Source organism: Flavobacterium sp. (genome assembly GCF_044371705.1).
Taxonomy (GTDB): domain Bacteria; phylum Bacteroidota; class Bacteroidia; order Flavobacteriales; family Flavobacteriaceae; genus Flavobacterium.
This window is the reverse complement of the sequence record NZ_JBILTE010000008.1, coordinates 1-12568: the sequence shown is the minus strand read 5'-3', so window position 1 is coordinate 12568 and position 12568 is coordinate 1. Positions and strand designations below refer to the sequence as shown.

At 33.8% G+C, this 12568-nt stretch carries 13 protein-coding genes; 7 read left to right on the top strand and 6 right to left on the bottom strand.

The window, feature by feature from the left end:
• Position 1: 1 nt before the first annotated feature.
• From ACIQ2S_RS01275 to ACIQ2S_RS01265, 3 genes are read left to right on the top strand one after another with little or no spacing between them, the layout of a single operon-like run.
• A complete protein-coding gene (locus ACIQ2S_RS01275; protein ID WP_396172259.1) occupies positions 2-688 on the top strand; it encodes an SCO family protein in 687 nt (228 codons plus the stop codon).
• Between the two features lie 2 nt (positions 689-690).
• Entirely contained in the window at positions 691-1233 is a 543-nt protein-coding gene (locus ACIQ2S_RS01270; RefSeq protein WP_396172258.1) for a DUF420 domain-containing protein, read from the top strand.
• Positions 1226-1465, top strand: coding sequence for a hypothetical protein (locus ACIQ2S_RS01265; RefSeq protein WP_396172257.1), 240 nt, complete (start codon positions 1226-1228; stop codon positions 1463-1465). The genes ACIQ2S_RS01270 and ACIQ2S_RS01265 overlap by 8 nt, the downstream gene beginning before the upstream one ends.
• Positions 1466-1468: 3 nt before the next feature.
• Here the strand turns inward: ACIQ2S_RS01265 and ACIQ2S_RS01260 are convergent, their stop codons facing one another.
• The gene (locus tag ACIQ2S_RS01260) at positions 1469-2875 is read right to left on the bottom strand and encodes a DUF4403 family protein (protein WP_396172256.1); all 1407 of its coding nucleotides are present in this window, start codon (positions 2873-2875) and stop codon (positions 1469-1471) included.
• A gap of 140 nt (positions 2876-3015) precedes the next feature.
• Between ACIQ2S_RS01260 and ACIQ2S_RS01255 the strand changes: the two genes are divergently transcribed.
• From ACIQ2S_RS01255 to tsaB, 3 genes are all read left to right on the top strand, one after another.
• Complete coding sequence (locus ACIQ2S_RS01255) at positions 3016-4461, top strand: TolC family protein (protein ID WP_396172255.1); 1446 nt, start codon at positions 3016-3018, stop codon at positions 4459-4461.
• A gap of 3 nt (positions 4462-4464) precedes the next feature.
• Complete coding sequence (locus ACIQ2S_RS01250) at positions 4465-5790, top strand: efflux RND transporter periplasmic adaptor subunit (protein WP_396172254.1); 1326 nt, start codon at positions 4465-4467, stop codon at positions 5788-5790.
• Between the two features lie 89 nt (positions 5791-5879).
• Positions 5880-6548 (top strand): tRNA (adenosine(37)-N6)-threonylcarbamoyltransferase complex dimerization subunit type 1 TsaB, encoded by a 669-nt coding sequence (gene tsaB, locus ACIQ2S_RS01245; RefSeq protein WP_396172253.1) that lies wholly within the window; start codon positions 5880-5882, stop codon positions 6546-6548.
• A 3-nt stretch (positions 6549-6551) separates the two neighbouring features.
• On the opposite strand, the gene ACIQ2S_RS01240 is transcribed toward tsaB, so the two are convergent.
• The 5 genes from ACIQ2S_RS01240 to ACIQ2S_RS01220 all read right to left on the bottom strand — a co-directional run bounded on the left by ACIQ2S_RS01240 (position 6552) and on the right by ACIQ2S_RS01220 (position 11862).
• Positions 6552-7232 (bottom strand): hypothetical protein, encoded by a 681-nt coding sequence (locus ACIQ2S_RS01240; RefSeq protein WP_396172252.1) that lies wholly within the window; start codon positions 7230-7232, stop codon positions 6552-6554.
• A 63-nt stretch (positions 7233-7295) separates the two neighbouring features.
• Positions 7296-8132, bottom strand: a complete 837-nt coding sequence (locus ACIQ2S_RS01235; RefSeq protein WP_396172251.1) for a mechanosensitive ion channel family protein — start codon at positions 8130-8132, stop codon at positions 7296-7298.
• An 84-nt stretch (positions 8133-8216) separates the two neighbouring features.
• Positions 8217-8714 (bottom strand): YtxH domain-containing protein, encoded by a 498-nt coding sequence (locus tag ACIQ2S_RS01230; protein WP_396172250.1) that lies wholly within the window; start codon positions 8712-8714, stop codon positions 8217-8219.
• A 56-nt stretch (positions 8715-8770) separates the two neighbouring features.
• Positions 8771-10789, bottom strand: coding sequence for a thioredoxin domain-containing protein (locus ACIQ2S_RS01225; protein ID WP_396172249.1), 2019 nt, complete (start codon positions 10787-10789; stop codon positions 8771-8773).
• A 173-nt stretch (positions 10790-10962) separates the two neighbouring features.
• The gene (locus ACIQ2S_RS01220) at positions 10963-11862 is read right to left on the bottom strand and encodes a NifU family protein (protein WP_396172248.1); all 900 of its coding nucleotides are present in this window, start codon (positions 11860-11862) and stop codon (positions 10963-10965) included.
• A gap of 142 nt (positions 11863-12004) precedes the next feature.
• Between ACIQ2S_RS01220 and ACIQ2S_RS01215 the strand changes: the two genes are divergently transcribed.
• On the top strand, positions 12005-12568 hold a 564-nt coding region (locus ACIQ2S_RS01215; protein WP_396172247.1), incomplete at its 3' end, for a hypothetical protein.

The window sequence follows — 12568 nt, the reverse complement described above, 5'->3', positions numbered from 1 at the left end:
AATGAAAAACAAATCCTATATTGGCATATCGTTTATTATTTTGATTTTTGGAATTATTTTTATTCCTCGAATAATTAATCGAATAAAGAATGATGATGTAACAAAAATTGACCGATTGAATGCTCCCGGACAAAGAGAAACGGCTGCAGATTTAGTCATGAAAATTGGCCCCGTGCCTAAGTTTAGTTTGACTAACCATTTAGGAAAGACTATTACAAATACCGATTATTTAGGCAAAGTATATCTCGTAGAATTTTTCTTTTCTACCTGCCCAACTATTTGTCCGAAGATGAATCAGAATATGTTAAAACTCGAAAATCATTTTAAAGATGCTGCTGAATTTGGTATTGTATCGATTACTATAAACCCAAGTTATGATACGTCGGAAGTTTTAAAAAGCCATGCAGAGCATTTAGGTGTGACTTCGCCCAATTGGAATTTTTTAACCGGCAATCAAGACTATATCTATGAAATTGCAAATAAGGGATTTAATCTTTATGCAGCTCAAAATGGTGATGCCGAAGGAGGTTTTGAACATTCCGGATTATTTGCATTAGTAGATAAAAAAGGAAACATCCGAAGCAGAAAAGATGATTTTGGCAATCCAATTGTATACTATGACGGATTGGAAGATGCCGGAATTGAAGCGTTAAAACAAGATATAAAAGTACTATTAAACGAAAAATAACTATGGAGCCCAATTATTCTGCTGAAAATAAATTCAATAAATTAATTATAGTTTTGTCTGTTGCCATTCCGATGGTGGTAGCTATTTTATTCAGTTTCAAATTAAAAGATTTCGGAATCAATGTAGAGCCACTTTCATTTCTACCACCTATTTATGCAGCTATCAACGGTTTTACCGCTGTTTTGTTAGTAGCAGGAGTATTGGCAATTAAAAATGGAAAAAGAAGATTACATGAGATTTTTATGCAAACGGCAATCGCTTGTTCAGTGATTTTTTTAGTTATGTATGTGGCCTATCACATGACTTCAGACAGCACGCCTTTTGGCGGTGTTGGTGCGATCCGATATGTTTATTTCTTTATTTTAATTTCACATATTTTATTGTCAATTGCAGTGATTCCACTAGTTTTATTTACTTACGTCAAAGCCTTAGCAGAGCGTTTTGACAAGCATAAAAAATTAGCTAAAATTACGTTTCCAATTTGGTTGTATGTAGCAGTTACCGGAGTTGTTGTTTATGTTATGATTGCTCCTTACTATGTATAGAAAACTCTTTAAATACGTATTCGTTTTAATAATTTTTCTCGTTGGATTTTCTTCATCTGCCCAATGTGCGATGTGTCGTGCAGTATTGGAAAGCGAAGAGGGAGGAACCAAAGCCGAAGCCATTAATGACGGAATAGTGTATCTGATGATATTTCCTTATGTGATGGTTGCCATCGTATTTTATGTTGTATACCGTATGAAATTTAAAAAGAAACCTCAAGAAGATGTTTAGTTTTTAATCCAAACCGTCGATATTTAAATTTACTTCCCCGGTAATTTTAATGAATGCCAAAATAGCTGTTGGGGTCAGGACAATTTTTTGAAATTCAAATTCATGAATTTTCCCATTGACTACAACGCCTTTCATTGGTGAATAATTGGTTAGGTATTTTAATGTATTTTGTTTTCCTTCCTCCATATTTGATTGAATAGAATAGCGGCAGTTTTCCTGTATTTTTCGCAGAATAGTACCTTTGGCCAACCAATTTGCTGATTTTATCAGTACATTTTTTGTATCTAAAGTATATTCGAGTTTGTCAAAGTAAATCTCTTTTGTTTCGGTATTAAATTGTGGAAAGCCTGCAAGATATGCTTTGCCATTGATACTTCCTTTTAAGTCTAGGGCAATAATCATTTTACCATCTTTCTGCCATAAATCCACATTGGTAATAAGGACTTTCCTTTTTCCATCGCTGAATTCTTGGTCTTTGAAATTTTTGGTGATAATTTTAGCCGCATCTGCATAGGTTGACACGGCAATAATATTTGCATTCAATTTATCAGGCATTTTTATCACAGGTCTCAAAACAATCTTGTTTCGATCGAATTCTTTTGTGGGCTCTTTTCCGATAATTGTTTCAATGGAACATTTCAGACCCATTTCCATGGTGATTTTGTTTTTTTTCAATTCAGCATCAGTCACATACAATTCTGTAGGAACCACTCGCAACCAACTTTCATATTCTTCGCTTAACTGAACCGGTTTTGAAATTTCTTCCAAAGTATTTAATACATAAGGCTTAAAGTTTAAACTGCTTTTGATGGATTCATCAATCGTTTTTTCAATTTTAGATTTAAAAATTCGAACAGCCGGGTTGATTAAATAGGTAATCACGACTTCTTTTCCCAATATGTTTACCGTTGGACTTTCGGTCCAGTCTAATGATTTTATTTCTGTTTTGGTAGTTAACTTCCAATTAGTCAATCCAATTTCGCTCGATAAAGTAATCAAAGCATTAAGGTTGAACTCTTTTACATCATAGAGCTTAATGCCCATTTTTTCGAAACCATACCGGTATTTTGCATTGATTTTAAGCGGCAATACGGTTTTGATTTTGTTAATTCCTTCATCCGATTTTATTAAAATTGGAGCTTGTTTCCATACTTTTAACTCTAGATTATCATCGGTAATAATACTATCGTTATATATTAAGCCGTCCAAATTTTTATTTATCTGATGTTCAATATCTTTTAATTCAATTGTAACAGGTAATTTTAAAAATGAAACTTGCGATTCATATGCCACCGGCGATTTTAAATCCGGTTCCGGTTTACTGGTATCTAACTTTTTACCGGATGAACAAGAAGTAGTAAAAAGGATAAGAAAACTTAGTGCGAGTAAGGTAAAGATTAGGAATTTCATAGAAAATGAATTAAAATAGATTGTAAAAATACTTTAATTTTTTATTTTCTTGTAACACAAGATTTGTTTTTGCGTCTTATCACCAAACAATACTATTTTAGTTGTTTTTTTAAAATCTTTTCTCATTTTATAATCGTTTAATGAAAGACATTCGTATTAAAAAGTTTTTTTTGATTGTCGTTATTTTGATAACATGGTCGTCTAATGCACAGCCCAAAGTTTGGACTTTGGAAGAATGTGTTGCCTACGCGATGGAAAATAATATTTCAATAAAAGCTTCGGAACTTGATGAAGATTTGGCTACTATTTCAAAAAAGGATGCTATTGGAAATTTTTTACCTTCAGTTAATGCCAACGCATCCCACTCTTGGAATATTGGTTTGAATCAGAATATTACAACTGGTTTGCTGGAAAATCAAACGATTCAGTTTACCGCCGTTGGCTTAAATGTTGGTGTTGATATTTATAGAGGACTTCAAAATCAAGCTAGACTTCGTAGAGCCAACCTTGCACAATTGGGCAGTCAATATCAATTGCTAAAAATGCAAGAAGATATTGGATTGAATGTTGCCAATGCCTTTTTGCAGATTCTTTTTAATAAGGAAAATTTAAAGGTCAGAAACGAACAATTAGGTTTTGACCAAAAGCAAATGGAACGCACCGAAGAATTGTTGGATGCCGGACTAATTCCTGCAGGCGATTTATTGGATATGAAAGCAACAGTAGCTGCCTCGCAACAGCAGGTGACAATTGCTGAAAATGCCTTGCTAATTTCCAAACTGAGTTTGGCACAACTTTTACAATTGAAGGAGTTCAGAGATTTTGATATTATTGATCCAAATTACCAGGCAGAACAAAATGCTTTATTGCTAAAGAAGCCTGAAGAGATTTACGAAAAGGCCAAAGAATTGCGAACAGAATTGAAAATTGCAAGAACCAATTTGGAAATTGCTGAAAAAGATATTACGATTGCAAAAGGAGCCTATCAGCCAACGCTTCAAGGGTTTTACAATTTTAACACCCGTGCCTCTAATTCAGATTCTGTAACAGGATTCCAAATTGATTCAGCTAATCCTACATCACCCATTGGATTTGTTCAGGAAACAAATCAAGTAGTGGTTCAACCAAATTTTACCACTCTAACCGGCGGTCCTGTTCCAATACTTGATCAATTTGACACAAATAAAGGGCAAAGCGTTGGAGTTCAATTATCTGTTCCAATATTTAATGGCTTTTCAGCCCGAAATGCTGTTGAGCGTTCAAAAGTGGAATATGAAAGATCCAAAGTAGCCTATGAGCAGCAAGAATTAGATTTGGCTCGAAATGTTTACACGGCATTTACAGATGCCAAAGGGGCTTTAAATTCCTACGAAGCAGCTCTTGAAACAGCAGAGGCAAGAAAGGAAGCATTCAGATATGCAAAAGAAAGATACGATGTAGGTTTAATGAATTCTTTTGATTTTAACCAATCACAAACATTATACGTTAATTCGCTCTCTGAAGTATTACGAACTAAATACGATTATATTTTCCGCATCAAAATATTAGAATTTTATTTTGGTATTCCTATCATTCAAAAACCTTAAATTATGTCAAAGAAGACGTTATATGTGATTATTATTTCTGTAGTTGTTCTAATCTTAGCTTTAATAGCTATGGCCAAAATGGGCATTATTGGCAATACAAAAAAGGGCAAAGAAATTGAAATTGCTCAAGTAAAAGAAATTACAATTGTTGAAACAGTATCGGCAACCGGCAAAATTCAGCCTGAATCTGAAATAAAAATATCCTCTGAAGTTTCCGGAGAAATTATTGAGTTGCCAATAAAAGAGGGTGATGTTGTTAAAAAAGGACAATTGTTGGTTCGTGTGAATCCCGATTTATATACCTCAGGTTTGAATCGTTCCATGGCTAGTCTTTCTAATACAAAAGCAGGTTTGAGTCAAGCGGAAGCTCAGTTGAAAGAATCGGACGCAAATTATAAAAGAAACAAAAGCCTATTTGAAAAAGGAGTTATCTCCAAGGCAGAGTGGGATCGAATCGTTGCAACTTATGAGTCGGCAAAAGCCACACGAGATGCAGCCTATTACAACGTGAGAAGTGCTTCAGCAACCGTCAATGAAGCTCAAGAAAACTTGGGAAGAACTACAATTTTTGCTCCGGTTGACGGAACTATTTCAAAATTGGATGCCGAATTAGGTGAACGTGTAGTGGGAACTCAACAAATGGCCGGTACAGAAATTATGCGAGTGGCTAACTTGAACAATATGGAAGTGGAAGTTGATGTCAATGAAAATGACATTGTTAAAATCAATATTGGTGACTCTGCAAAAATTGAAGTGGACGCCTATTTGAAAAAGGAATTTAAAGGTATTGTTACAAGTATTTCCAATTCGGCCAGTGACGCAATTTCTGTTGATCAGGTGACGAATTTCAAAGTGAAAGTCAGAATTTTGAAGGAGTCCTATTTAGATTTAGTTGAAGGAAAATCTGAAAATTTTTCTCCTTTTAGACCTGGAATGACAGCAACAGTTGATGTAATTACCAAGCGAAAAGAAAAAGTGCTAGCCGTGCCAATTAGTTCTGTTGTAATTAAATCGGATACAACTGCAGTATATTCAGCGGAAACGGAAGATGGTGATAAAGAAGGAGCAAAAGAAGCAGTAACTTCCACAAAAAAGTTGGAATGTGTTTTTGTAAAGGTTGGTGGTAAGGCCAAAATCAGAATTGTTAAAACCGGCATTCAAGACGATACCTACATTGAGATAGTTGAGGGATTAAAAAAGGGAGAAAGTATCATTGTGGGTCCCTATACCGTTGTGACAAAAGAATTAAACTCAGGTGATTTTGTTTATACTACAGAAGAAGGTAAAGAAAAAGAAAAACCTAAAGAGCAACGAAAAGAAAAAGAATAACAGTATAAATCCACTAAAAGGGAATTAAGTTTTTAAATTTAATTCCCTTTTATTTTGGAATATTATACCTTTGCACCTTTATAAAATGTATGGCTTATATTCTAAATATTGAAACTACTTCCAAAAATTGTTCTGTTGCACTAGCAAAGGATGGTGAGATTTTGGTCTTGAGAGAAAAGGCTGAATTAGGTTATTCGCATGCAGAAAAATTACATGTTTTTATAAGCGAAGTACTTCAAGAAGCCAGACTTGAATTGAGCGATTTAAATGCTGTTGCTGTAAGTCAAGGGCCAGGTTCCTATACCGGTTTACGAATTGGAGTTTCGGCTGCCAAAGGCTTTTGTTTGGCACTTGATATACCTCTGATTGCCATTGATACGATGGAGGTTTTAGCCAGACAAGTCAAGCAAAAGGATGGACTGATTATTCCCTTAATTGATGCTCGAAGAATGGAAGTATATGATGCTATTTTTGATACAAATTTTCAAGTGATTGAAGCAACCAAAGCAGAGATTATCACTGAAGAATCGTTTTCTACATTGGCAGGTACGGTCTATTTTATTGGCGATGGCGTTGCAAAATGTAAATCGATTTTGGCAAATGATTCTTTCCATTTTTTGGATGCAGTAATTTTTCCGTCCGCAAAGGAAATGTGTCCTCTAAGTTTTGAAAAGTACAAAATAAGCGACTTTGAAAATGTCGCTTATTTTGAACCCCTTTATTTAAAAGACTTTTTTGTTGCTCCTAGAAAAGAATAGTATTTATTCAACCATTGTGCTGGAGATAAATTGTGCCAATTGCATCATACTTGACTCAGTAGAAAATGATGTTTTGTTAGCTTTGATAAAATCTTCAATGGCTTGTTTTTGAGTTGGAAATAAGTCTAGTACACCTTTTTTGTTTTTAGGAAAGGGTACAATCGAATTATCTTTTAGTTTAAGATAGTATTCGTCATTGCCTCGCACAAACTTAGGTGGTTCATAGGTATCATAACTTGTCTCTACCTTTTTTTCTTTTTTAATGATAATTCGTTCGCGTTTCATTAATGATACTGCACCTTTGTTTTTTTCAATTAAATACCCATAAACCGATTCGCCGTTTAAATTGGTATAATTTAGTAAAACATAATTATTTTGACCAATAAGCACAGAGCCAAATTTCTCTTCTTTGGTAAGTATATATACTTTTTCTTCGTCAAATTTTACTTCAATGTTGTCTGCTTCATTGTTGTATCTGAATAGTAAATTTTGTTTTGAAATGCCTATATAACCCAGCATAAATGTTTGAGTGACGTATGGAAAGCCTTGAACCTTTTCATAGCGTTCATTATTTACCATTAGGCTGCCCGAATTAACAGGATCTAATTGGTCAAAAATTCTAGCTTGGCCAAAACTTAGGTTTGCTGCTAGCATAAATAAAATAAGTGAGCATTTAAATTTCATAACTTTTATTTTTATGGTTAGTATTTTTAAGACATAACGAAAACCAAAGAGTTTAATTGTCTATTATTTTTGAATGATATGAAGTTCCCTTTGAGGAAAAGGAATTTCAATTCCTTCTTTATTAAATGCGTTTCTAATTTGTTCAAGCACATCGGAACGCATGACAAAAAAGTCATCAATTGCAGACCAAGGCCTAACAGCTAAATTTATTGAACTTTCTGCTAAATCTTTTACCAAAACCATTGGTTCTGGATCCTTCAAAATCATCTTATGATTATTTAGAATTTCTACAATTACATCTTTTGCTTTTTTTATATCTGAACTGTAACTAATTGCAATTGTTAAATCAGCTCTCCTTGTAGTAGCATAGGTATAATTAATAATCGTTCCATTCGATAAAATACCATTGGGTACAAATATAATTTGATTATCAACAGTTGCCAATTGGGTGACAAATATTTGTATTTGTTTTACGGTGCCGCTAACGCCTTGAGCTTCTATGAAGTCACCCACTTTAAATGGTTTAAACATAATGATTAAAACTCCTCCGGCAAAATTGGAAAGCGACCCTTGCAGCGAAAGTCCTATTGCTAAACCTGCGGCTCCTATGATTGCGACAAACGATGAGTTTTCAACGCCCAACCTAGAAATTACAGTTACAAAGAGTAAAATTTTAAGTGTCCAAATTAAAATATCAGCAAGAAATTTCGAAAGTGTTGGTTCCATTTCTCGTTTTGCCATCACTCGCATAATTACTTTTTTGATTAATTTGATGGCCCACCAACCAATAACTAAAAGTATAGTGGCCGAAATTAATCTGGGAGAATATTCCATGAACACATTGGTAAAATAATCCCAGTATTTGATGACGATGTCTGCGTTCAATGTAATTAATCTCATAAAAAAAGCTTTCAAACAAATGTAGTTTGAAAGCTGCAATATACTTCTTAAGAATTAAAAATATTTTAAAAAAATGATAATTTTTTAATCCGCATTTTCATCTGCTGCTTTTTTAATTTCATCTGATTTTTGTTCTGTATCATCAGCAATATCCGCTGCTTCTTGTTTGACATCTTCTTTTACTTCTTCTGCCACATCTGCAGCTTTTGCTGCTGCTGGAGCTGTAAATGCATGAATTTTTTCTTTTACGTCATCAACAACACTTTCAATTTTAGCACTCGTTTCCGGATAAGTTTCTTTTACTTTATCAACGGTTTCTCCAACAAAATCGCCTACTTTGTTTGCCAAGTCTGTAACTGATTCTTTAGCTTCTTCTGCGAAGTTTTCTACTTTTTCAAATACTTCGGGGTGCTTTTCTTTGGCTTGATCGATTTTTTCTTCAACATATTTTTCGGCTTTCCCGGCATATTCTGTTGCTGTTTCTTTTGCTTTATCTAAAACAACTTCTGCCTTTTCCGAAACTTCTGAAGCCGTTTCTTTGGCAGAACCAAATAGATTTTTAAAAAAATTTCCTAGTCCCATGATTATTGTTTTTAAATGAATACCAAACTTACAAAAAAATGCGAATCATTTTTATTTTAGAAGTTTAATTCTTTGTAAAGTGCGGTGATATTTTTGATTGGTGCACTGCATGTTTTATTTTGACACAGATAAAAAAGTGATTCCTCGTCAACAAAGCGATTTTTTAAAAACGGCAAGTCACTGTCCTTGCTTGTTCCAGCAATCAGCAAATGTGGTAAGTATTTTTGATTGATTTCTTTCACTTGTTGTAAACTGTTGGCTCCACAAACCGCAAGTTCTTTTTGATGGTTTGAAAAGAATAATGCAACAGTCAACCAATTAGAATAAGCTGATGGGTAATCAATCGAGGCAATTACTTGTTCTAACATTTCACGAGCAATTTGTTCATAGTAGCTATTTTCAAAATGGATACTAAGCTTGCACAAATTTGCTGCCATTACTGAATTAGATGAAGGGATCACATTATCTTCAATTTCAAAATTTTCTGCTATTAAAGCGGTATCTAAGTTGGAAGTAAATCGGAAAAACTTTTTGTTTTCGACATAAAAATGGTCCAAACAGTAATTGGATAAATCTTTTGAATGGTTTAGCCACGACTCATCTAAAGTCACTTCGTATAAGGAAATATAGCTTTGAATTACTAATGCATAATCTTCTAAAAAACCATTGACTGAAGGCTTGTTGTTTTTAAAAGAGTGGTATAAATTTCCCTCTGTAGACCAAAGGTTTTGAATGATGAAATGAGCATTTTTTAATGCAATTGTTAGGTATTCTTTTTTTGGCATTGCTTTGTAGCAATCTGTAAAGCCTTTTAAAAGAAGAGCATTCCATGAGGTTAGGCATTTGTCGTCCAACCGCGGTTTGGGTCTCAGTTCTCTTTTTTCAGAGAGTAGCTTTTCCCAATTTTTCTTTTTTTCTTGCAAAAGTTCAATTGCTATGTTATTTTTTTTGGCAAGTTCTTCTAATGTTTGATTTTGAATCAAAACGTAGTTTTCATGTTCCCAAAGGCCGAATGCGTTGATGTTAAAAACTTGACTGAAGAGTTCAAAATCTTTGTTTAAAATTTCTTTTAATTCGTCTTTTTTCCAAACATAAAAGGCTCCTTCTTCTAAAGTTCCTTTTTCATTAATACTATCGGCATCTAATGCTGAATAAAAACCTCCCGAAGGCATGAGCCATTCTCTTGTAATGAATGTAATTGTTTTTTCAATTACTTCTTTGTAAAGTATATTTTTTGTCAATTTATAGGCATCTGCATAAAGCGACAAAAGTTGGCCGTTGTCGTATGCCATTTTTTCAAAGTGTGGAACGTGCCATTTTAAATCTACTGAATATCTTGCAAACCCGCCGTCAGCAGTGTCAAAAACACCCCCATAAGCGATTTTTGTTAAAGTAAGATTTACATAGTCAAGTATTTTTTGTTCAGCATTTAAATAGCCATAAGCCATCAAAAATTGATAATTGGAAGGCATCATAAATTTTGGTGCACGTGTATAGCCCCCAAATTCCCAATCAAAGCTTTTTTGCCATTTTTCAATTAGTAGATTAGGAATGGAAAGATTATTTTCATTGGAAGAATCTTCTAAGTTATTTATTCCCAATGAATTTATTCCTTCGTGCAATTGATTGGCGTATTCCAACATTTTTTCAGGTTGACTTTGATAAATTTCTTGAAGCTGTTCTAAAGTATTTATCCAGTCATTTTTTCTGAAATAGGTTCCGCCCCAAACGGGTCTGCCATCAGGTAAACAAACAACATTTAAAGGCCAGCCACCTCTGCCGGTCATTATTTGAACTGCTTTCATGTAAATAGCATCAACATCAGGTCGTTCTTCGCGGTCCACTTTAATGGAGACAAAGTGTTTGTTCATGACATTTGCCACTTCAATAGCTTCAAAACTTTCATGTTCCATCACGTGACACCAATGACAAGCAGAATATCCTATGCTTATGATAAGTAATTGATTGGAAGATTTTGCTTGTCCTAAAGTTGAATCATTCCACGCTTTCCAATAAACCGGATTGGTAACATGCTGCAATAAATAGGGACTGGATTCTTTTGAAAGTTCATTCATTTGATTGTCGTGCAAAAGGATTATAAAAAAGGTGGCTGTCTAAAATGTCCGAGATTGTCAAGCTGAACTCGTTTCAGCTTCAATAAACTATTAAAAAACAATACATTTTAGATTCCGAAATAAATTCGGAATGACAGAATCAATACTTCATAGGACAACTTTTTCGAAATTGTCTAAGCATTTATGGCTTCAACAATTATGGCTTCATCATGAAGCATTTGTTTTAGCATGTTTTCAATTCCGTTTTTTAAGGTGAAAGTTGATGAAGGACAACCGCTGCATGCTCCTTGTAAAATAACTTTTACTCTTTTTTCGTCTGCAACATACGAGTCAAATAAAATATTACCACCATCAGCCTGAACAGCAGGTTTGACATACTCTTCCAAAATATTAATAATTTGTTGTGAGGTTGTATCTAAAGAATCGAAATTTTCAATCGCTTGTTGTTCTTGTTTGGGAATTTCTTTTATTTGAGAAATGTCGATTACAATTCCGCCATTTTCAATATAGGTTTTGATGAAACTTCTAATTTCGTTTGTGATTTCTAACCATTCAAAACTATCGAATTTTGTCACGGAAATGTAATTTTCGTCAAAAAACACTTCTTTAACAAAGCCAAGTTTGAATAGTTCTTTGGCTAAAGGAGAGGCAGCAGTTTCGTCGATTGATTTAAATTCGGCCGTTTTAGTAGTTAATGCTTTACTGGCGACAAATTTCATGACAGAAGGATTGGGAGTGCTTTCCGAGTAGACTGAAATAGGCATTTTTTTATTTGAATCTTCTGTAATGTTTACAATAACTCCTCCATTATTTACATAAGATTCTATTTGTTCCGCAACTTCTTGTTTTATATTGTCCCATTCAACGATAGAAAACCGTTCAATGGCAATAAAATTCGACGAAATGAACACTGTTTTTACAAAAGGTAAATAAAAGAGCTTTTGGGCAAGAGGACTATCTTTAGCCTCATCGATGTTTTTGTATTCGAAACTTTGGTTGCGTGTAATAAAATCCGGAAATACAAATTTTAGTATGGTTGGGTTTTGCGTATCTTTAATTATAACATTTATCATAAATTTTGTATTTTTATGCAAATTTAACAAACTTCAGGACGATATTTTTTTATATTTGGCTCTTTAAAAAAAATTAACATAACATTAATTTTTGTTTAAAAAACAAAAACTACTGTTTACAGTTTTCCAAAAATAACCTATAATGAAAAGAATTTTACTAATAATTGCTGTTTTTTTGTGTTACATTACTGGTTTTGCACAAGCAGATGTTGTAGCAGTAATTACAGATGGTGTAACTACTTATACTGCTGGTACAACAAATACGTATACTATAACAGTAACAAATAATGGTCCAAATGCTGCTGCAAACGTCAGTATCAATGCATTGATTCCTGCCGGTATAGATTCTACTACAGTAACTTGGACAGGCAGTGACGGTTCAAACGGCACAGGAGTTCTTACAAATTTAATTCCTAGCATGACTAATGGTCAGGTAATTACTTACACACTTATCGTACCTATTCCTGCAAATTTTCCTCAAACTCAAAATTTAGTTTATGATGTTGTAGCCTCGAGTACAACTGCTGATCCTAATCCAAGCAATAACTCCACGTCAGATGTCGATACTCCTAATGCATTAGCGAACCTTGTAACAGTTAAAACGAATGGACAGGGACAGTATTTATTGGGTTCAACGGTAACTTATACAATAACAATTACTAATCAAGGTCCTAGTGATGCCATCAATGTTAATATAATTGATAAC

Bases quoted from the DNA above. Each gene is read 5' to 3' on its own strand.
- ACIQ2S_RS01275 (WP_396172259.1), top strand. From the start codon at position 2: ATGAAAAACAAATCCTATATTGGCATATCGTTTATTATTTTGATTTTT.
- ACIQ2S_RS01270 (WP_396172258.1), top strand. From the start codon at position 691: ATGGAGCCCAATTATTCTGCTGAAAATAAATTCAATAAATTAATTATA.
- ACIQ2S_RS01265 (WP_396172257.1), top strand. From the start codon at position 1,226: ATGTATAGAAAACTCTTTAAATACGTATTCGTTTTAATAATTTTTCTC.
- ACIQ2S_RS01260 (WP_396172256.1), bottom strand. From the start codon at position 2,875: ATGAAATTCCTAATCTTTACCTTACTCGCACTAAGTTTTCTTATCCTT.
- ACIQ2S_RS01255 (WP_396172255.1), top strand. From the start codon at position 3,016: ATGAAAGACATTCGTATTAAAAAGTTTTTTTTGATTGTCGTTATTTTG.
- ACIQ2S_RS01250 (WP_396172254.1), top strand. From the start codon at position 4,465: ATGTCAAAGAAGACGTTATATGTGATTATTATTTCTGTAGTTGTTCTA.
- tsaB (WP_396172253.1), top strand. From the start codon at position 5,880: ATGGCTTATATTCTAAATATTGAAACTACTTCCAAAAATTGTTCTGTT.
- ACIQ2S_RS01240 (WP_396172252.1), bottom strand. From the start codon at position 7,232: ATGAAATTTAAATGCTCACTTATTTTATTTATGCTAGCAGCAAACCTA.
- ACIQ2S_RS01235 (WP_396172251.1), bottom strand. From the start codon at position 8,132: ATGAGATTAATTACATTGAACGCAGACATCGTCATCAAATACTGGGAT.
- ACIQ2S_RS01230 (WP_396172250.1), bottom strand. From the start codon at position 8,714: ATGGGACTAGGAAATTTTTTTAAAAATCTATTTGGTTCTGCCAAAGAA.
- ACIQ2S_RS01225 (WP_396172249.1), bottom strand. From the start codon at position 10,789: ATGAATGAACTTTCAAAAGAATCCAGTCCCTATTTATTGCAGCATGTT.
- ACIQ2S_RS01220 (WP_396172248.1), bottom strand. From the start codon at position 11,862: ATGATAAATGTTATAATTAAAGATACGCAAAACCCAACCATACTAAAA.